Below are 20,055 nucleotides of genomic sequence, written 5' to 3'. Positions count from 1 at the left end.
CCTGTTAGTCATAGAAATCGATAGCGGGGTCGAGCACCGGTTTGATGATGTGGGCACGAATGGCGAAATCGCCAAATCCTTCGCCCGCTTCGCGCTCCTGCGCCCAACGTCCTACCAACTGGTCGATTTCGCTGAGGATGTCAGCTTCGGTGATATTTTCCCGGTACATACGCGGAATGCGCGTTCCTTCCCGGTTGCCGCCAAGATGCAGGTTGTAACGGCCGATGGCTTTCCCCACCAGACCGATTTCCGCCAGCAGCGAGCGGCCGCAGCCGTTAGGACAGCCGGTCACACGCAACACGATGTGCTCATCGCCAACGCCGTGCTGCTGCATGATGCCTTCTACTTTTGTGACAAACTGCGGCAGAAAACGTTCAGCTTCCGCCATCGCCAGCGGACAGGTCGGCAGCGAAACGCAGGCCATCGAATTTTTACGCTGCTCGCTGACCGCATCGTCAATCAGCCCATGTTCGCGCGCCAGCGCTTCGATTTTCGCTTTATCGCGCGTGGCCACGCCCGCCACAATCAGGTTCTGGTTGGCAGTCAGGCGGAAATCCCCTTTGTGGATTTTGGCGATTTCGTTCAGCCCTGTTTTCAAAGGATGGCCTGGATAGTCGAGGATGCGGCCATTTTCGATAAACAGCGTCAGGTGCCACTTGTTATCGATGCCTTTGACCCAGCCGATGCGATCGCCGCGGCCGGTAAATTCATACGGACGGATCTCTTCGAACGTCACGCCGGACCGACGTTCCACTTCCTGTTTGAACGTGTCGACGCCAACGCGCTCCAGCGTATATTTGGTCTTGGCGTTCTTACGGTTGGTGCGGTTGCCCCAGTCGCGTTGGGTGGTCACCACCGCTTCCGCGACGGCCAGCGTCTTCTCGACGGGGATGTAGCCGAACTCGCTGGCGGTGCGCGCATAGGTCGCCTTGTCGCCGTGGGCGATGGACAAACCGCCACCCACCAGCACGTTGAAGCCGACCAGGCGGCCGTTCTCAGTGATAGCGACAAAGTTCAGGTCATTCGCATGCAGATCCACGTCGTTTTGCGGCGGGATCACCACCGTGGTTTTAAACTTACGCGGCAGGTAGGTCGATCCCAGGATCGGCTCTTCATCCGTCGTCGCGACCTTTTCCCGATCGAGCCAGATCTCGGCATAGGCGCGGGTACGCGGCAGCAGATGTTCGGAGATCTTCTTCGCCCAGTCGTACGCCTGCTGATGCAGCTCGGACTCGGCAGGGTTGGACGTACACAGCACGTTACGGTTAACGTCGTTCGCCGTCGCCAGTGAATCCAGCCCCACATCATGCAGCAGTTGATGCGCCGATTTCAGGTCGGATTTTAGAATGCCGTGAAACTGAAACGTCTGGCGGTTGGTGATACGGATACTGCCGTAGATCGTCTTGGCCTTGGCAAAGTCATCGATCGCCAACCACTGCTGCGGCGTCATGACGCCGCCCGGCAAACGGCAACGCAGCATCATTGCATGACGCGGCTCCAGCTTCTGGGCGACGCGTTCGGCGCGAATATCGCGGTCGTCCTGCTGATACATCCCGTGAAAGCGGATCAGCAGGAAGTTGTCGCCGGTAAAGCCACCGGTCAGGCCATCGTTCAGATCGTCTGCGATCGTGCCGCGCAGAAAGTTGCTCTGCTGTTTCAGACGTTCCGCATCGGTGAGTTTGCCTTCGACCACCCGCGGGCCAGAATATCTCTCGCTCATTAGTACACGTCTCTCTGATAGCGCCGCTCCAGCCGCAGCTCGCTTAAAAATTCATCCGCCTGTTCGGCATCCATCCCTCCCTGCTCGGCAATCACCGCCAACAGCGCCTGTTCGACATCTTTCGCCATTCGGTTGGCGTCGCCGCACACGTAAATATGCGCGCCATCCTGGATCCAGCGCCAGACTTCCGCGCTCTTCTCGCGGAGGCGATCCTGAACGTAAATCTTGTGCGCCTGATCGCGCGACCAGGCCAAATCGATGTGGGTAAGCAACCCGTCCTTGACGTACCGCTGCCACTCCACCTGATACAGGAAATCTTCCACAAAGTGCGGATTGCCGAAGAACAGCCAGTTTTTACCCTCCGCGCCTTCCGCTCCACGCTGCTGCATAAAGGCTCTGAACGGCGCGATGCCCGTCCCCGGCCCAATCATAATGACCGGCGTATTCGGGTCCGCAGGCAGGCGGAAGTTATCGTTATGCTCAATGAAGACGCGGACTTCACCGTCCTCTTCCAGCCGGTCTGCCAGGAAGCCCGAGGCACCGCCGGTGCGCTCGCGCCCTTCGTGGGTGTAGCGCACGACGCCGACGGTGATATGCACCTCATTGTCGACCTCTTCCTGCGATGAGGCGATAGAGTAAAGACGCGGCGTCAGCGGACGCAGCCAGCCAACCAGCTGTTCCGCCGTCAGTTCGGTAGGTGCCGAGCGCACCATCTCCACCAGCGGCGTCTGCTGCGCATACTGCTGCAACGCGGATTTGTCCCCGAGACGCGACTGAAGCGTCTCATGCCCCGACAGCCCGGCGTATTTTTCCACCAACGGCGCGGTATTTTGCGTCAGTTCCAGATGCCGTTGCAGGGCCTCGGCGAGCGGCAGCGTCTTACCGGACACCGTCACCGTTTCATCCCCTTTCAACTTCAGAAGCCCCAGCAGTTCCTCGATCAGCGCCGGATCGTTCTCGTACCATACGCCCAGCGCATCGCCGGGACGGTAGCGCAAGCCCGATTCACCCAGATCGATCTCCAGGTGACGCACATCTTTGTCCGAGCCGCGGCCGGTGATCTTCTGATTAACCGACAGTACAGCGGTATAAGGTGTTTCCTTGCTGTAAGGGCTGGCGGTGATCTCATCCACCGCGCCCACCGCCGCCGTCTGAACGGCGGCCGCATCCTGCGCCTGGTGGCGAGATTTCAGCGTTTCCGTCAGCCGTTGCCGCCACTGTTCCGCTTCAGGTTGAAACGCCACGTCAGCATCTACCCGGTCCAACAGGCGTTCCGCCCCCAGTTCCGCCAGACGGCTGTCGAAGTCTTTACCGGCTTTGCAGAAAAACTCATACGAAGAGTCCCCAAGGCCAAAGACCGCAAAAGCAGTGCCATTCAAGGCCGGCGCTTTTTTGGAGAACAGGTACTTGTACAACGCCACAGCTTCTTCCGGCGGTTCACCCTCGCCCTGCGTCGATGCCACAACGACCAGCAGTTTCTCCTGAGCAATTTGCTTGAACTTGTAGTCGCCCGCGTTGACGAGCGTGACCGGCAGTCCGGCCGCCAGCAGGTCGTCCCGCGCCTGTTCGGCGACCCGACGCGCATTCCCCGTCTGGGAAGCCGAGATCAGCGTGATGGCAGAAGACGCGGCGGCGGTGGATACGTTGGCTGCCGCGACAACGGCGGTTGAAACGCCGGCGGGCTGTTGAGCAATCCCCCAGAAATAACCGGATAGCCAGGCAAGCTGGGTGGGTGAGAAATCACCGGTTGCCGCCTGCAGGCGCGCAAATTGCTCCGCGCTCAGAGGGAGCAGCGAAGTCGGAGAAACCGGATTAGTCATTGCGATACTTTTTCCTTGTTCAGGTCGCTGGCGCCAATGCCGACTTGGTGCGGTACAAAGTTGAATGGGTTATTAAGGTAGCGACCCCCATCTTAACAATTAAAGAAATGATGGAAATATTAAATAACCAAAATGACTAAAGGGTTTTTTATATACGCTTTACCACAAAAAGTAATATAGGCCACAACCCACGCAACCATCTGTTTTTTAGATATTAAAATCACTATCAAGCATCAGGCATCAAATGATAAAAATTACCATTTACGCTTCTTTGCGGCGGAAAATAGCGCAAAGGCGCACTTTCCGGTAGTATGCGTCGGTTTTTTCAGGTCATATGAGATTCACCGTCATGCCAACCATGCTGTTTAAAGATTTTCAGTTTGAAGCCGCTCATCGGCTTCCCCATGTTCCGGACGGACACAAATGTGGCCGCCTGCATGGCCACTCATTTATGGTTCGACTGGAAATTACCGGCGAAGTCGATGCCTATACCGGCTGGGTGATGGATTTTGCCGAACTGAAAGCCATCTCTCGTCCGATTTGGGAGCAGTTGGACCACCACTATCTGAACGAAATTCCCGGGCTGGAAAATCCCACCAGTGAAATTCTGGCTCAGTGGATCTGGCAGAGATTGAAACCGATACTGCCGCTGCTGAGTGCCGTCCGGGTCAAAGAAACCTGCACCGCGGGCTGTGTGTATCGGGGAGAGGAATAATCGTCTCCTGACCAGCACGGACGCACCGGTCAGGTCGTCGTCAGGCTATGTTCAGGTACTTGTGGGTCTGCATGGATAAACGCCAGTTGCGCGCTATGCAGGTGGCAATGCATAACCGAGTCGCTTCTTCTTTCTGGCTGATAGGCTGCAATGCAATGACCCGCGCCTTATCATCATCCAGCCGGTTCAACAGCGTATCCAACGTTTCGATATCACGCTCCCGCGCTACCGGATGTTTTATCTCATCCGCCCGCTGCAGCGCCTGATCGATAACGACCATTCCACCGCGCATATTGACCTTGGGCGAGACCGTGACCCAGCTGTGGGTTGAGCAGCGGATTTCGTGCGTCCCGCTGGTTTCGATTTGAGTGCTGAAGCCCAGCGCTTCCAGTCGCTGAGTCAGCGTCGTCAGGTCATGAATACAGGGCTCGCCGCCGGTAATCACCACATGCCGGGCGGTAAAGCCTAACTGCGTCATATGGCCAACGATATCCTCCACGCTGGCCGCGCCCCAGGCGTCGCTCTCCGCCGTTTTTTCGACGATCTGCTTGAGGGGGATTTCCCGCTCCGGACGCTTCTCCCAGGTGTGTTTGGTATCACACCAGCTGCACCCCACCGGGCATCCCTGCAAGCGGATGAATACTGCGGGAACGCCGGTGTAATAGCCCTCACCCTGTAAGGTCTGGAACATCTCGTTAATTGGGTACTGCATGTTTTTCCACTGTAACGGTTACGTAAAAAAAAACATTATCGCAGATCGCCGATGCGCCGCCAAACAACCGACAGGTTTCGATTGAGTCCTTCCTCTCGCGGGGGTAATAATCACCCGACGGTGCTAGGCTTAACCCAATCGAAAAGTCGATAATTACAAGGAACGAAAAATATGAGTTCGTTAAAATCCCTGATGTTGTTTTCGATAACGCTGCTCACCCTCCCCACGCTGGCGAACGCACAAGCCGTACCGCAGGTGAAAACCCAGTCGGGTTATTACCGGCTGATGCTGGGGCAGTTTGAGGTGACCGCCCTGTCTGACGGCACTTCCACGTTGCCGATGGATAAACTGCTGGCGCGCACGCCGGCGGATATCACCACGCAGCGGCTGGAGGATGACGACTTGAACGCTTCGGCGGTCGAGACTTCCTTTAATGCCTTTCTGATCAATACCGGCCAAAATTTGGTACTGGTCGATACCGGCTACGGCAAGAAGTCCGATGCGCCGGTGGGCCGTCTGCTGAGTCATCTGAAAGCCGCTGGCTACCGGCCGGATCAGGTGGATACCGTGATCCTCACCCATCTTCACGGCGACCACATCGGCGGCCTGCTGACCGACGGTAAACCAACCTTCCCGAATGCGGCCGTCTACATCAGCAAGGCGGACAGAGATTTCTGGCTCAGCGAAGCCAACCTGCAAAAAGCGCCCGCCGAGAGAAAAGGGGTGTTCCGGCTGGCGCAGAATACGTTCCATGTCATCAATGCGGCGAAGAAACTGAAAACGTTCTCCGGTAGTCAGGAGATCGTTCCCGGCGTCACGTCTCTGCCGCTGGCGGGACATACGCCGGGACATACGGGGGTATGGGTAGACAGCGAAGACGCCAAACTGCTGGTGTGGGGCGACACCATTCACGCCGCCGCCGTTCAGTTCCCGCTGCCGGCCACCACCATCAGCTTCGACAGCGACATGGATGCCGCCGCGAAAACCCGCGCCTCGATAATGGCGGATGCGGCCGAGAAGAATTACTGGGTGGCCAGCGCGCACATCAACTTCCCCGGACTGGGCCACATCAAGGTGCAGAAAGGCGACGACGGCAAGCCGAACGGCTACCGCTGGGTTCCGGCCAACTACAGCTTGTCGGGACTGGCAGCGCAGTAATACGGCTCCACGGCAGGGGGAGCGCTCTCCCTGCCATCCCGCATCTTATCCCGCCCCTCTTCTGCTTCATCCTTTCATCGATTCAATGACCGCGCGTTTATTCACGGCTGACGTCATCACGACAGCGGTGTGCTATCGCGGTGAGGACGGCATAAAAGATGAGATATCGGTTTGGGGAAGAAGATCGGGGGAACATCGCGTGCCCGAGCGGGCTTCTGGCATAGACAAAAAAATCCGGAGGCGCATGACACGCTTCCGGATTTATTTTCGATCCCATCGGAGTCTGACCGCGATTCAGCATCAGACTCCTGAGAAGAAAAGGGGCGATTAAGCCTGGCCTTTCACTTCTTTCAGACCGTTGAACGGCGCTTTAGCACCCAGCGCTTCTTCGATACGAATCAGCTGGTTGTATTTAGCCACACGGTCAGAACGGCTCATGGAACCGGTTTTGATCTGGCCAGCTGCAGTACCTACCGCCAGGTCAGCGATGGTCGCATCTTCAGTTTCGCCAGAACGGTGAGAGATAACGGCAGTGTAGCCAGCATCTTTCGCCATCTTGATCGCAGCCAGCGTTTCGGTCAGAGAGCCGATCTGGTTGAATTTGATCAGGATGGAGTTAGCGATGCCTTTGTCGATACCTTCTTTCAGGATCTTGGTGTTGGTCACGAACAGGTCGTCGCCCACCAACTGGATTTTGTCGCCCAGGACTTTAGTCTGGTAGGCAAAACCGTCCCAGTCAGATTCGTTCAGGCCATCTTCGATGGACACGATCGGATACTGTTTGGTCAGTTCTTCCAGGTAGTGAGTGAATTCCTGAGAGGTGAAGGTTTTGCCTTCGCCTTTCAGTTCGTAGTTGCCCGTTTCGTTGTTGTAGAACTCGGAAGCGGCACAGTCCATAGCCAGAGTCACGTCTTTACCCAGAACGTAACCTGCTTTTTCTACGGCCTCTTTGATGGCAGCCAGCGCAGCAGCGTTGGATTCCAGGTTCGGCGCATAGCCGCCTTCGTCGCCGACTGCAGTATTCATACCTTTGGCTTTCAGAACTTTAGCCAGGTTGTGGAACACTTCTGAACCCATGCGGATGGCTTCTTTAACGGTTTTCGCGCCAACAGGCTGAATCATGAATTCCTGGATGTCGACGTTGTTGTCAGCGTGCTCACCGCCATTAATGATGTTCATCATCGGCAGCGGCATGGAGTACTGACCTGGAGTGCCGTTCAATTCAGCGATGTGTGCGTACAGAGGCAGGCCTTTGGAAGCGGCCGCAGCTTTAGCAGAAGCCAGAGAAACGGCCAGGATAGCGTTAGCGCCGAATTTAGATTTGTTTTCAGTACCATCCAGATCGATCATGATCTGGTCGATGTTAGCCTGGTCTTTGGCATCTTTACCCAGAACAGCCTGTGCGATCGGGCCGTTAACAGCAGCAACTGCTTTGGTCACGCCTTTACCCAGAAAACGAGATTTGTCGCCATCACGCAGTTCCAGCGCTTCGCGGGAACCCGTGGAAGCACCTGACGGTGCGGCAGCCAGACCGACGAAACCACCTTCCAGGTGAACTTCAGCCTCAACGGTCGGATTTCCGCGTGAGTCGATGATTTCACGGCCAATGACTTTAACAATTTTGGACATTAGATTTTCCTCAGTACAAGTTAAACTAAAACCTCAGACGAACAACGCGCGACCTTGGGACGCGCGTTGCTGACAAAACCCTATTTTTCCTGTCGTTTCTGGTACGCTCCTGCGGCTTTCACAAAGCCGGCGAACAGCGGATGTCCATCACGCGGCGTGGAGGTAAATTCCGGATGGAACTGACATGCCACAAACCAGGGATGATCAGGGATTTCAACAATCTCTACCAGTCGACGGTCGGCGGAATAACCAGCAACACGTAATCCCGCCGCTTCAATTTGTTTCAACAACATGTTGTTGACTTCATAACGATGACGATGACGCTCAATGATCGTCGGTTCGCCATACAGGCTACGCACCAGGCTGCCTTCGGTCAGATGGCATTCCTGCCCGCCGACGCGCATTGTACCGCCGAGATCGCTCTCTTCGCTACGCACTTCCAGGTTGCCTTCGGCATCGCGCCATTCGGTGATCAGCGCCACGACCGGGTATTTGCATTCAGGGACAAACTCGGTTGAGTTCGCGCCTTCCATACCCACGACGTTGCGGGAGAACTCCATCAGCGCGACCTGCATACCCAGACAGATACCCAGATAAGGGATCTTGTTCTCACGGGCATATTTCGCGGCCATGATTTTGCCTTCCACGCCGCGGTAGCCGAAACCACCCGGCACCAGAATAGCGTCTAAATCTTTCAGGACTTCGACGCCGCGGCTTTCTACATCCTGCGAGTCGATGAACTTGATGTTCACGGTCAGACGATTTTTCAAGCCGCCGTGCTTAAGCGCTTCAACAACGGACTTATAAGCATCCGGCAGCTCTACGTACTTGCCGATCATGCCGATAGTCACTTCGCCGCCCGGGTTGGCTTCTTCGTAAACGACCTGCTCCCATTCTGACAGGTTCGCTTCCGGGCAGTCCAAGCTGAATCGTTTACAAATATAATCGTCCAGCCCCTGCGATTTCAATAGCGACGGAATTTTATAAATAGAATCAATGTCTTTAAGCGATATCACCGCTTTTTCCGGCACATTGCAGAATAATGCAATTTTCGCGCGCTCGTTCGCGGGCACCGTGCGATCGGAACGACAAATCAGCACGTCCGGCTGAATACCGATGGATAACAGTTCCTTCACCGAATGCTGCGTCGGCTTGGTTTTCACCTCGCCTGCGGCCGCCAGATAAGGCACCAGCGTCAGATGCATAAACAGGGTATGTTCACGACCGACTTCCACCGCCATCTGACGAATCGCTTCAAGGAACGGCAGGGATTCGATATCACCCACCGTCCCGCCGATTTCGACCAGTACGACATCGTGGCCTTCGCCGCCTTCGATGATGCGCTCTTTGATCGCGTTGGTGATATGGGGAATAACCTGAATGGTCGCCCCCAGATAATCACCACGGCGCTCTTTGCGCAGGACGTCAGAATAAATCCGTCCGGTGGTGAAGTTATTGCGGCGCGTCATTTTAGTGCGAATAAAACGCTCATAGTGGCCCAGGTCGAGATCGGTTTCGGCGCCATCTTCGGTGACGAACACTTCACCGTGCTGCGTAGGGCTCATTGTCCCCGGATCCACATTGATATACGGGTCCAGTTTCATGATGGTCACGTTGAGGCCGCGGGCTTCGAGAATAGCCGCCAGAGAGGCTGCGGCAATGCCTTTACCCAGAGAGGAGACGACCCCGCCGGTCACAAAAATATAATTAGTTGTCATGCTGAACCTGAGAGTTTAGGTTTAAGGATGATGGAAGACCAAGACGGGAAAGTAGTATACCGGAACCTGTTGGGCGCCACAAATGTTCGTTTTGCCTAATATCGTATAGTCATCCTGTCCGTGGCCGCCGCGACCTTGCGAAATCGCGGCGTAGCATCTTCCTGAAAAATCATACTGATAAATCAAAATATGTGAATTATCAGCCATTTCAGTCCTAAATCTCCTTAATGCCCCTTTTCTTCACGTTTTACCTGCTGCCAGGCAGCTTCCATTTCCTCCAGGCTGGCTTCGTAAAGTGTTTTACCTTGGCCGCTAATGATTTGCTCTACCTGACGAAAACGGCGGCAGAATTTACGATTCGCGTCCTGCAACGTGATTTCCGCCTTATGGCCTAAATGTCGAGATAGATTGACGGCGGCGAACAACATGTCTCCCAGCTCCTCGCCCAGCCGGTCCTGATCCACCACCGCCTGTTTCGCCTCGAACATCACCTCGTCGATTTCTTCATACAGCTTGTCAACGACCGGCCCCAGCGTCTTCCAGTCGAACCCGACCGCCGCGCAACGCTGCTGGATTTTGTGCGCCTGCATCAGTGCAGGCAACGCTTCAGGAATGTCGTCAACCTGTGAGTGCAGTGCCTTTTCGGCTCTCTCTTCGGACTTGGTCTGCTCCCAGTTTTTCAGCGCGTCATCGGCGTTCGGCGCGTCGGCCCCGGCGAAAATATGCGGATGACGCCGCTCCAGCTTGTCGCTGATGGCGTCGCAAACGTCGGAGAAGTCGAAAAGCCCCTGCTCCTGCGCCATCTGGGCGTAGAACACCACCTGAAACAGCAGGTCGCCCAGCTCGCTGCGCAGATCGTCAAAATCCTTACGGCGGATGGCGTCCAGCACTTCATAGGTTTCTTCCAGCGTATAAGGAGCTATCGAGTCGAAAGTCTGTTTACGATCCCACGGGCAGCCGCTTTGCGGGTCGCGCAGTTGCGTCATCACGTCGAGTAGTCGGGAGATGGATGAGGACATAACGTTTCCTGGTTAGGGCAAAATGGGCGGGCAATGGGCCAGCCCATGTTATCGGACTGCGGCTCAGTTGCCCTGCTGACGACGTGCGTCAATAACATCAGGGAGCTGATTCAGCTTGGCCAGTACCCGGCCCAGCACCTGCAGATTGTAGATCTCGATTTCCATGTCGATGGTAGCGAGCTGCTGTTTGACGTCGCTGCGGCTGGAGACGCCAAGCACGTTGACCTTCTCGTTGGCGAGGATGGTCGTGATGTCGCGCAGCAGGCCGCTGCGGTCGTTGGCGGTCACACGCACCACCAGCGAGTATCCGCTGGAGTAACTTTCTCCCCAGACCGCATCCACCACGCGCTCCGGCGCATGACCGCGCAGCTCGTCCAGCTGTTCGCAGTCGGCCCGATGGATAGAGATCCCACGTCCTTTGGTAATGAAGCCGACGATGTCGTCACCCGGGATCGGCTGGCAGCAACGCGCGATGTGGTGCATCAGATTGCCGACCCCTTCCACCACGACGCGGCCATTGTCTTTGCTGGCACGCGTCGGCGCAGGCGTCTTCTGGGTCAGTTGACGCAGCGCTTCACGATCCTGCTCTTCCGCGCTCGGCTGATTGACCTTGGATTGCAGGAAATTCACCACTTGGTTCAGGCGAATATCGCCGCCGCCGATCCCGGCCAGGAACTCGTCCATCGAGTTGATGTTGTAACGCGGCAGTAGCAGCTTCTCGGCCATTTTCTGGCTCAGACCCAGATTATCCAGCTCGTTGTCGAGGATCTGCTTGCCCGCCAGGATGTTTTTGTCGCGATCCTGTTTGCGAAACCAGTTGTGGATTTTGGAACGTCCGCGGCTGGTGGTGACATAGCCCAGATTGGGATTCAGCCAGTCCCGGCTGGGGTTGGGCTGTTTCTGGGTGATCACTTCGATCTGATCGCCCATTTTTAGCTGATAGGTGAACGGTACAATGCGGCCACCCACCTTGGCGCCGATGCAGCGGTGTCCGATATCACTGTGAATGTGATAAGCGAAGTCCAGCGGCGTCGAACCGGTCGGCAGATCGATGACATCGCCTTTTGGCGTAAACACATAGACGCGGTCGTCAAAGACCTGACTGCGCACTTCGTCCAGCATTTCGTCCGAATCCGCCATCTCCTCCTGCCAGGCCAGCAGCTTACGCAGCCAGGCGATCCGCCCTTCGTAGCCGGAGCGGCTGGTGGTCGATGCGCCTTCCTTATACTTCCAGTGCGCGGCGACGCCCAGCTCGGAGTTCTCGTGCATATCGCGGGTACGGATCTGGATCTCAAGCGTTTTACCGCGCGGCCCCAGCACTACAGTGTGGATAGACTGATAGCCGTTCGGTTTGGGGTTCGCCACGTAGTCGTCGAACTCATCCGGCAGATGGCGGTAGTGGGTATGTACGATCCCCAGCGCGGCGTAGCAGTCCTGCAGTCGCTCAACCACGATCCGCACGGCGCGGACGTCGAACAGTTCGTCGAACGACAGGGATTTCTTCTGCATCTTGCGCCAGATGCTATAAATGTGTTTCGGTCGGCCGTAGACATCGGCTTTCAGCCCGTCTTTCTCCATTGCCTGACGCAGGCTGGTCACGAAGTCGTCGATATACTGCTCGCGATCGATGCGGCGCTCGTGCAGCAGGCTGGCGATGCGTTTGTACTCTTCGGGGTGCAGGTAGCGGAAGCAGAAATCCTCCAGCTCCCACTTCAACTGGCCGATACCCAGCCGGTTCGCTAACGGCGCATAGATGTTGGTGCACTCTTTCGCCGCCAACACCCGCTCTTCTTCCGGGGCATCCTTCACTTCGCGCAGATGGGCGATACGCTCCGCCAGTTTGATAACGACGCAGCGGAAATCTTCCACCATCGCCAGCAACATCCTCCGGATGTTATCCACCTGTTCCGAGGCGACGGAGTCGTGCTGCGTCGCCTTAAGCTGGCGGATCGCATCCATATCTCTGACGCCGTGCACCAGATTGGCGATATTCTGGCCGAACGCGTCTTTCAGCGTCTCTTCTTCGACGACATCCGCATTGACCAGCGGGAACAACATGGCCGCCCGCAGGCTGTCGTTATCCATACTCAGCGTGGAAAGGATCTCGACCATTTCGATGCCGCGCCACAATAGCAACATCGCATCCGGATGATCTTTCGTCCGCTGTTCACAATAGCGCCAGGTGTCTTTCAGGCGCTCGCAGGACTGCTGGTTGGCGATCCCCAAAGATGCGATCCACACATCGGGTTCGAATTCGCCTTCGGTATTTAAATGTGCACTTCTTACCGCAACCATAAATTCTCCCTTTCTTTACCGGCCACCGTCGCCGGGCAGAAACAACGCCATGGATTCAAGATGCCCGGTGTGTGGAAACATATCCAGCATCGCTATTCGCGCCAGCCGATAGCCGGCCGCCAATAGCACTTTGCTGTCTCGCGCCAGCGTGGTCGGGTTACAGGATATGTAGACCACGCGCTCGGGCGCCAGTTTCACGATGTGAGACATCACGCCCGGCGCGCCAGCGCGGGCCGGATCGAGCACGATTTTGTTGAACCCCTGCGACGCCCACGGTTGCCGGGTGACGTCCTCTTCCAGGTTATGATGAAAGAACACGGCGTTGGATAAACCGTTGCATCGGGCATTTTCCTGTCCCTTAGCCACCAACGCCGGCACGCCTTCCACGCCGACGACTTCGGCGGCCCGCCGGGCCAGCGGCAGCGTAAAATTGCCCATGCCGCAAAACAGGTCAAGCACGCGGTCCTGCGGCTGCACATCAAGCCAGGACAAGGCCTGACTGACCATTTGCCGATTGATGACGTCGTTCACCTGAATGAAGTCCCGCGGACTGAACGCCAGGGAAAGATCGTCAATTCGATACGTCGGCATTTCGCCGTGCAGACACTCAAGGGCGTCTGTCTCACCGGCGAGAAACAGCGATATCGACCGAGCGCGCGCCAGCGCGATAAGCGCCTGGCGGTCTGCGGCGCTAAGCGGATCAAGATGACGCAGAATCACCAGCGGCCCTTCGTCGGCGAGCACCAGCTCGACATGCCCAAAGCGTCTTTTGGCCTGAAGGCCGCTGAGGCACTCGCGCAGGGGAATCAGCAACGCTTCCAGCTCGGAACACAGTATCGGACAGTGGCGCACATCCACCAGATCGTGCGAGGCCGCCTGACGATACCCCATCAGCAATCGCTGTGATTTAGCCTGAAAGTATAACCCGAGCCGGGCGCGGCGTCGGTAGGCATAGGCCGGGCCGCTAATCACGTCCGGGGAGGGGACGGTAGCGCCAGTTTCCCTCTCCATCAACCGCATCAGCGCACGGGATTTACTGCGCTCCTGCAATGCCTGACTGGCATGTTGCTGCTGACAGCCGCCGCAGACGTTGAAATGCGGGCAGCGTGGGTCAACTCGCTCTTGGCTCTTGCTCAGCAGCTGCTTCAGGCTCGCCCGGGAAAACTGTTTTTTATCCTCGGTCACCTGGACTTCGGCCTGTTCCCCCGGCAATACGCCGGCGATGAAAATCGTTTTCCCCTGGTGACGCGCCACGCCTTGACCGAACGGGTCGAGATCGTTGACCGACACGGTGATGCGTTGACGGGTCGTCACACGCCGTTTTGGGGAGTAGAATTGCGCCATATAAGTGTGATGTCATGTATTAATGGATTAATCAGCCTCAATTCTCCCACATTGGACCCCCATGACCAAATACAGTCTGCGTGCACGAATGATGATTCTGATTCTGGCGCCCACGCTGCTGGTGGGGCTCCTGCTCAGCGGCTTCTTCATCATTCATCGTTATAATCAGTTGCAGGATCAACTGACGGAAGCCGGCAGCAGCATTATTGAACCTCTGGCCATTAATAGCGCATTCGCCATCGCCCAGCACCAACCGGAAACGCTGCGCCAGCTGGTACACCGGCTGCATCGCCGCCACGCGGATGTGGTTCGCGCCATCAGCGTTTTCGATACGCATCATCGTCCCTTAGTGAGCACCTACTCCCGCGATATCAACAATATTCTGGCGCTGCCGGAAGGATCGCCGGTGCCGGAAGCGCTTCAGATTTTCGAGCGGGACGATCACCTCATCATGCGTATGCCGCTGCTGACGCAAGAGGAACTGGCCCCTGACGTCCCCAATAATAGTGGCCGCTTCGCGCCGGTGGGCTATGTCGCCATCGCCCTTAATCTGGACGACATCGAACTGCAGCAGTACCGGGAAATTAGTCTGGCGACCCTGCTGTTGCTGATGAGTCTGGGATGCGCGCTGCTTTTCGCTTATCGCCTGATGCGAGACGTCACCACGCCCATCGGCAATATGGTGGATACCGTTGACCGCATCCGGCGGGGCCAGTTGGACAGCCGCGTCGAAGGCAAGATGCTCGGCGAGCTGCATATGTTGAAAAACGGCATCAACTCGATGGCGATGTCGTTGACCGCCTACCATGAAGAGATGCAGCAGAATATCGACCAGGCGACCTACGACCTGAGAGAAACGCTGGAACAGATGGAAATCCAGAACGTCGAGCTGGATTTAGCCAAAAAGCGCGCTCAGGAAGCCGCCCGCATCAAATCCGAGTTTCTCGCCAATATGTCGCATGAGCTGCGCACGCCGCTCAACGGCGTGATCGGCTTCACCCGGCAAACGTTGAAAACGCAGCTGACGCCCACGCAGCAAGACTACCTGCACACCATTGAACGTTCGGCCAACAATCTGCTGAATATCATCAACGACGTACTGGACTTCTCCAAGCTGGAAGCCGGCAAGCTGGTGCTGGAGCACATTCCTTTCTCGCTGCACAACACGCTGGATGAAATGGTGATTCTGCTGGCACACACCGCGCATGAAAAAGGGCTGGAGCTGACGCTGAACATTCAGCGCGATGTCCCTGAGCAATTTATCGGCGATCCATTGCGCCTCCAGCAAATCGTCACCAACCTGCTGGGCAACGCGATTAAATTCACCGAGCACGGCAATATTGATATCCGCGTGGAAAAACGTTCCCAGCAACAGCAGCGCCAGCAGTTGGAAATTCAGATCAAAGACACCGGCATCGGGATTGATGAAATGCAGCAAACCCAGCTGTTTCAGGCGTTCCGGCAGGCGGACACCAGCATTTCCCGTCGGCACGGCGGTACGGGACTGGGTCTGGTGATCACCCAGAGGCTGGTGCAGGAAATGGGCGGCAATATCCGCTTCCACAGCGTTCCCGATCAGGGATCCACCTTCTGGTGTACGCTGAATCTACAGCTGAATCCGCATCCTGCCGTGCTCAATAACTACTTCGACATGTTGCGGGGAAAAAACCTGGCCTATGTCGAAGCCAACCCCGCCGCCGCGCAGGCGACGCTTGACGTGCTGAGACAAACGCCGCTGACCGTCAGCTACAGTCCCACTACCGAACAGCTGCCGGCGCAAAAGTTCGATATTCTGCTGGTGGGCATTCCCGTTCATTACCGCAATACGCTGCTGGACTTCACCCCCGAGATCCATAACCTCTGCCGCCGCGCGCCCTGCGTCATTCTTGCCCTGCCCAGTCTGGCGCAGATGGACGCGGAACAGCTGAAATCGCTGGGTGTTCATGCCTGCCTGAGCAAACCCATCACCTCGGCGCGCCTACTACCGCTGTTGCAGGACACCAACCTGTTCCAGTGCAGCTACGCGAACAGTCCCGGGTTGGAACTTCATCCTAAGCAGGAAACGCCACGACTGCCGCTACGGGTAATGGCTGTCGACGACAATCTGGCGAATCTGAAGCTGATCGGTGCGCTGCTGGAAGAGCTGGTGGACGATATCATCCTGTGCGAAAGCGGCGCGCAAGCCGTGGAGCGGGCCAGGCAAAACGATTTGAACGTCATACTGATGGATATCCAGATGCCAGGGATGGATGGTTTGCATGCCAGCGAGCTGATCCGCCAATTACCGAATCACCAGGATACGCCCATTATCGCCGTCACCGCGCAGGTCATGGACGGGGAGCGGGAGCAGTTTCTCCAGTCAGGTATGGACGACTACCTGTCCAAGCCCATTGATGAAAAGATGTTGTACCGCGTGCTGCGCAGGCTTGTGGCGGAGCCGGCGGCCGACGACGCAGGAGAAATGCTGTCGCTCGATTGGGCGCTGGCACAGCGGCAGGCCGCCAACAAACCGGAACTGGCTCGCGATTTACTGAAAATGCTGTTGGATTTTCTGGCTCAGGTGCGTCCGCAGATTGAAGCGCAACTGGACGGACAGAACCAGGATTCGCTTCTGGAAACCATTCACAAACTGCACGGCAGTTGCAGCTATAGCGGAGTACCTCGTCTCAAACAGCTTTGTGCATATCTGGAACAGCAGCTGCGTCGCGGCGTAACGGCGGAGGCATTGGAGCCGGAATGGCTGGAGCTGTTGGATGAAATGATCCATGTCGAAAAGGCGGCGGGACAATACCTTTCCGATTAACGAAACGCCTTCATTTATTTCCTTCTTCAAGGAGGAAATAATGTCATTTTATTTTATCTTTTTTGTAAAGACCTTAAGCGCGTTAAATAAAAAGATCGTTATATTTTTAACAAGCCAATCACGGTTTATTCTTCAGATCTGTTTTGTGTTTATTTAAAATCATCAAATGACTTTATACTTAAAACAATCAATATCGCGAGAATGATTATTACCTATACCCTAACATCACGAATAAATTGACAATATTATTCTTTAACGGATAATCCCCAGCCTGGTGGAAACACCCCTCTGAATAAACGGCAATGGTCATATTCACAAACCACCTTCAATGATAATAAAACACCATTCTTTTTACTAAATTTCTGTATTTAATCGGTCAATTATTTCTCATTTATTTCTTTTACGACGACACACTCGGGGTTTTATTATGAGGGTTAATACACCTGTCACCCAACAAGAATATTCGCTGGATGCGAATACCACGCTAATGTCAACCACAGACGTTAAAAGCCATATTACCTATGCCAACTCCGCCTTTATTCGGGTCAGTGGATTTGACGCCGAAGAGCTTGTCGGCCAACCGCATAATATTGTACGTCACCCGGATATGCCGCCCGCAGCATTTGCAGACATGTGGTATACCCTGCAACAGGGAGACAGTTGGACCGGCATGGTAAAGAATCGCCGCAGAAACGGGGATTATTATTGGGTACGCGCCAACGTCACGCCGGTTTATCGTAACGATAAACTTTCTGGCTATATTTCCGTTCGCAACACGCCGGAAGCGGAAGAAGTAAAAGCCGCCGCACAGCTATATGATGCGGTCATTAAACAGAGGGCCGGTCGCCGCAAATTTTATAAAGGGCTGGTGGTCAGAACAGGCCTGTTATCCGTTCTCTCCGTATTTCAAAAAATGCCGGTGCGCTGGCGTCTGCGCAGCGCCGTGTTGGCTGGCGGCATAATTCCTGTTCTGTTTTCTTTGTCCGGTGCCGGTATTTTGCCGCTGTCCATCACTTCACTGCTGACCATGCTGTTGCTGGACGTCTTTTTACAGCAGCAAATCGCCCGCCCTCTGCAAACCCTGCTGGGTCAGGCGCAGCGCGTGGTTTCGGGGAGGAAAGTCGATAGCCTGAGGTTCAACCGCGTGGATGAAATCGGCATGCTACTGCGGGTGGTCAATCAGTTCTCGCTCAATCTGAATTCGCTGGTCGACGACGTCACCGCCCAGGTGGCGGGCATGAAAGACGTCAGCGAGCAATTGGCGGGCGGCAACGTCGACCTGAGCCATCGCACGGAAGAGACGGCGGGCAACCTGCAGCAAACGGCGGCAGCGATCGAAGAGATAACATCCGCCGTTCACCAAAGCGCTGAAACGGCGGTAAACGCGATCCAATTGACCGACGCCACGACTCAGGCGGCGCAGCAGGGCGGCGACATTATGCGGCAGACCGTCAAGATGATGGATGCGATCAATGCGACCAGTGCAAAGGTGGTAGATATCATTTCCGTCATCGACAGCATCGCGTTCCAGACCAACATTCTGGCCCTTAACGCCGCCGTGGAAGCAGCCCGCGCCGGCGGACAGGGGAAAGGATTCGCCGTCGTGGCTGCCGAAGTCCGCCAGCTGGCGCAAAATTCGGCTTCCGCCGCCAAAGAGATCAAGGCATTGATTGACGATAACGCCGCTAACGTCCAGAACGGCAGTCATCTGGTAGAAAAAGCCGATCAGCATATTTCCAACATCATGAAACATGTCGGACAGGTCAGCGGCCTCATCAACGAGATTGGTCTCGCCACGCGGGAACAGACGTCGGCGCTGGCGCTGATCAACGACTCCATCGCCCAGATTGAGCAAATGACGCAGAGCAACAGTGAGATGGTGACCCAATCCTCGGCCGTCGCCTTGGGACTGAATCGTCAGGCGGCACGCCTGACGCAGGCGGTCAACGTCTACGGCCGATAGCGCTCTTCGGCCCTCAGCGTAATAAAGACAGGTACTTTATACTGAATAAGCATTAAAGGATTATGGCAATCCGCCGACACTTACCCCCTACTCTTTGCAAAAGTTCGCAAAGGTAGATGGGAACAGATCCACTTTACACACATATTCAGGAGTGAAAATGGCCACTATTAGCTCGGTCTCTTCCGCCAGCAGCAGCACATCCGGCGGTTCGACCAATTACTCGCAAAAGATCAATCAACTCACCCAGAAACTGCAAAAGATCACCGAGCAGTTGAAAGATGTGAGTAGCTCCGGTGCGGATGCTGAGACGAAAGACACCCAGACAAAAATGTTGCAGGCTCAGATCCAAATGATTGAAGCTCAGATTGCACAACTTCAAAACCAGCAGGCTCAGGAGCAAATAGCGCAGACGCAGCAGGGTCAGCAGCAGAGCGCCGCTGAAAACAGCAACGCGTCCACGGCCAGCAGTAAAAAAGAAGGCGTGAATCAGCCGACCGACAGCAATCAGATTGACATCTATATCTGACGATCATCTGCAAGGCCGGCACTGTTCACTTTATCTTATACAGAAACTAACGGTCGGGCCTGGACGGCCGGCCGTATTGCCTAATTTGCCGCCGCCCGACTCCTGCTGGAGCGGGTTGCATACCGCCGCGGCACAACGCCATCCTGTCATGAAGCGTCTCTTTACGCTTTCTCCACGATTTGCAGCAAATCCTGCGTTTTTTCAGACAAAGCGCTAAATATTCACTCAACTCACCTGTTTTATAATCGCTCCATAGCCTATAAAGGCTGACAAATGGAGGACGACACCATGGCCGTAATCAGCGCAATATCATCAACATCGTTCAGCGATTCGTCCAGCAACCGTGATAACACGCAAAGGATTGCCCGGCTGCAACAGCAGATACAGCAGTTGACCCAACAACTGAGTCAGGTCACGTCCAGCAACGGTGAAGATTCAAGCGCTCAGATACAGATTCAGATGATTGAAGCGCAGATTCAGGCGCTGGCAGCCCAGATTTCTCAGCTGCAATCCGCGCAGGCGCAGAGCTATTCCAGCGACAGCAGCACGCAGACCGGCAGTTTCTCGACATTGGCGGACGGCATTAATCGTCCTACCGCCAACAACCAGATTAACGTTTACGTGTAAGGGCAG

General features: G+C 55.7%; 14 protein-coding genes. 6 read left to right on the top strand and 8 right to left on the bottom strand.

What is annotated here, in order from left to right:
* Nucleotides 1–4: 4 nt before the first annotated feature.
* The gene (gene cysI, locus I6N93_RS03050) at nucleotides 5–1,720 is read right to left on the bottom strand and encodes an assimilatory sulfite reductase (NADPH) hemoprotein subunit (RefSeq protein WP_085686198.1); all 1,716 of its coding nucleotides are present in this window, start codon (nucleotides 1,718–1,720) and stop codon (nucleotides 5–7) included.
* Nucleotides 1,720–3,540 (bottom strand): NADPH-dependent assimilatory sulfite reductase flavoprotein subunit, encoded by a 1,821-nt coding sequence (cysJ, locus tag I6N93_RS03045; RefSeq protein ID WP_085686200.1) that lies wholly within the window; start codon nucleotides 3,538–3,540, stop codon nucleotides 1,720–1,722. The genes cysI and cysJ overlap by 1 nt, the downstream gene beginning before the upstream one ends.
* Before the next feature lie 349 nt (nucleotides 3,541–3,889).
* Between cysJ and queD the strand changes: the two genes are divergently transcribed.
* Entirely contained in the window at nucleotides 3,890–4,255 is a 366-nt protein-coding gene (queD, locus tag I6N93_RS03040) for a 6-carboxytetrahydropterin synthase QueD (protein ID WP_085686202.1), read from the top strand.
* A 40-nt stretch (nucleotides 4,256–4,295) separates the two neighbouring features.
* Here queD and queE read toward each other — a convergent pair whose 3' ends face one another.
* Nucleotides 4,296–4,967 carry a 7-carboxy-7-deazaguanine synthase QueE gene (queE, locus tag I6N93_RS03035; protein WP_085686204.1) on the bottom strand — a complete coding sequence of 224 codons (672 nt, stop codon included), beginning with the start codon at nucleotides 4,965–4,967 and terminating at the stop codon, nucleotides 4,296–4,298.
* Between the two features lie 171 nt (nucleotides 4,968–5,138).
* Between queE and I6N93_RS03030 the strand changes: the two genes are divergently transcribed.
* Nucleotides 5,139–6,125: an MBL fold metallo-hydrolase gene (locus I6N93_RS03030; RefSeq protein WP_085686206.1), complete on the top strand. Its 987-nt coding sequence runs from the start codon at nucleotides 5,139–5,141 to the stop codon at nucleotides 6,123–6,125.
* 327 nt (nucleotides 6,126–6,452) lie between these two features.
* Here I6N93_RS03030 and eno read toward each other — a convergent pair whose 3' ends face one another.
* From eno to rlmD, 5 genes are all read right to left on the bottom strand, one after another.
* On the bottom strand, nucleotides 6,453–7,754 hold the full coding sequence (gene eno / locus I6N93_RS03025; RefSeq protein ID WP_085686208.1) for a phosphopyruvate hydratase: 1,302 nt from the start codon (nucleotides 7,752–7,754) through the stop codon (nucleotides 6,453–6,455).
* An 80-nt stretch (nucleotides 7,755–7,834) separates the two neighbouring features.
* On the bottom strand, nucleotides 7,835–9,472 hold the full coding sequence (pyrG, locus tag I6N93_RS03020) for a glutamine hydrolyzing CTP synthase (RefSeq protein ID WP_085653752.1): 1,638 nt from the start codon (nucleotides 9,470–9,472) through the stop codon (nucleotides 7,835–7,837).
* A gap of 224 nt (nucleotides 9,473–9,696) precedes the next feature.
* A complete protein-coding gene (mazG, locus tag I6N93_RS03015; RefSeq protein WP_085686212.1) occupies nucleotides 9,697–10,491 on the bottom strand; it encodes a nucleoside triphosphate pyrophosphohydrolase in 795 nt (264 codons plus the stop codon).
* Nucleotides 10,492–10,554: 63 nt separating this feature from the next.
* Nucleotides 10,555–12,786: a GTP diphosphokinase gene (relA, locus tag I6N93_RS03010; protein WP_085686214.1), complete on the bottom strand. Its 2,232-nt coding sequence runs from the start codon at nucleotides 12,784–12,786 to the stop codon at nucleotides 10,555–10,557.
* A 15-nt stretch (nucleotides 12,787–12,801) separates the two neighbouring features.
* Nucleotides 12,802–14,130 (bottom strand): 23S rRNA (uracil(1939)-C(5))-methyltransferase RlmD, encoded by a 1,329-nt coding sequence (gene rlmD, locus I6N93_RS03005; RefSeq protein WP_085686216.1) that lies wholly within the window; start codon nucleotides 14,128–14,130, stop codon nucleotides 12,802–12,804.
* A 61-nt stretch (nucleotides 14,131–14,191) separates the two neighbouring features.
* Here rlmD and barA point away from each other — a divergent pair, with 61 nt between their 5' ends.
* The 4 genes from barA (at nucleotide 14,192) to I6N93_RS02985 (ending at nucleotide 20,049) form a co-directional block, all read left to right on the top strand.
* Nucleotides 14,192–16,933, top strand: a complete 2,742-nt coding sequence (gene barA, locus I6N93_RS03000; protein WP_085686218.1) for a two-component sensor histidine kinase BarA — start codon at nucleotides 14,192–14,194, stop codon at nucleotides 16,931–16,933.
* Nucleotides 16,934–17,360: 427 nt separating this feature from the next.
* Nucleotides 17,361–18,896, top strand: coding sequence for a methyl-accepting chemotaxis protein (locus I6N93_RS02995; RefSeq protein WP_085686220.1), 1,536 nt, complete (start codon nucleotides 17,361–17,363; stop codon nucleotides 18,894–18,896).
* Between the two features lie 157 nt (nucleotides 18,897–19,053).
* Nucleotides 19,054–19,422, top strand: a complete 369-nt coding sequence (locus I6N93_RS02990) for a FlxA-like family protein (protein ID WP_085686222.1) — start codon at nucleotides 19,054–19,056, stop codon at nucleotides 19,420–19,422.
* A gap of 288 nt (nucleotides 19,423–19,710) precedes the next feature.
* Nucleotides 19,711–20,049, top strand: a complete 339-nt coding sequence (locus I6N93_RS02985; protein WP_167459556.1) for a FlxA-like family protein — start codon at nucleotides 19,711–19,713, stop codon at nucleotides 20,047–20,049.
* The last annotated feature ends 6 nt before the right edge of the window (nucleotides 20,050–20,055 follow it).

Origin of the sequence: Lonsdalea populi, from assembly GCF_015999465.1 — a bacterium.
In the GTDB taxonomy this organism is placed as follows: domain Bacteria; phylum Pseudomonadota; class Gammaproteobacteria; order Enterobacterales; family Enterobacteriaceae; genus Lonsdalea; species Lonsdalea populi.
The sequence above is the reverse complement of the archived record's forward strand: the minus strand, read 5'-3'. Positions and strand labels throughout refer to the sequence as shown.

Coding starts and splice junctions, on each gene's coding strand:
- cysI (WP_085686198.1), bottom strand. CDS start 1,720: ATGAGCGAGAGATATTCTGGCCCGCGGGTGGTCGAAGGCAAACTCACC.
- cysJ (WP_085686200.1), bottom strand. CDS start 3,540: ATGACTAATCCGGTTTCTCCGACTTCGCTGCTCCCTCTGAGCGCGGAG.
- queD (WP_085686202.1), top strand. CDS start 3,890: ATGCCAACCATGCTGTTTAAAGATTTTCAGTTTGAAGCCGCTCATCGG.
- queE (WP_085686204.1), bottom strand. CDS start 4,967: ATGCAGTACCCAATTAACGAGATGTTCCAGACCTTACAGGGTGAGGGC.
- I6N93_RS03030 (WP_085686206.1), top strand. CDS start 5,139: ATGAGTTCGTTAAAATCCCTGATGTTGTTTTCGATAACGCTGCTCACC.
- eno (WP_085686208.1), bottom strand. CDS start 7,754: ATGTCCAAAATTGTTAAAGTCATTGGCCGTGAAATCATCGACTCACGC.
- pyrG (WP_085653752.1), bottom strand. CDS start 9,472: ATGACAACTAATTATATTTTTGTGACCGGCGGGGTCGTCTCCTCTCTG.
- mazG (WP_085686212.1), bottom strand. CDS start 10,491: ATGTCCTCATCCATCTCCCGACTACTCGACGTGATGACGCAACTGCGC.
- relA (WP_085686214.1), bottom strand. CDS start 12,786: ATGGTTGCGGTAAGAAGTGCACATTTAAATACCGAAGGCGAATTCGAA.
- rlmD (WP_085686216.1), bottom strand. CDS start 14,130: ATGGCGCAATTCTACTCCCCAAAACGGCGTGTGACGACCCGTCAACGC.
- barA (WP_085686218.1), top strand. CDS start 14,192: ATGACCAAATACAGTCTGCGTGCACGAATGATGATTCTGATTCTGGCG.
- I6N93_RS02995 (WP_085686220.1), top strand. CDS start 17,361: ATGAGGGTTAATACACCTGTCACCCAACAAGAATATTCGCTGGATGCG.
- I6N93_RS02990 (WP_085686222.1), top strand. CDS start 19,054: ATGGCCACTATTAGCTCGGTCTCTTCCGCCAGCAGCAGCACATCCGGC.
- I6N93_RS02985 (WP_167459556.1), top strand. CDS start 19,711: ATGGCCGTAATCAGCGCAATATCATCAACATCGTTCAGCGATTCGTCC.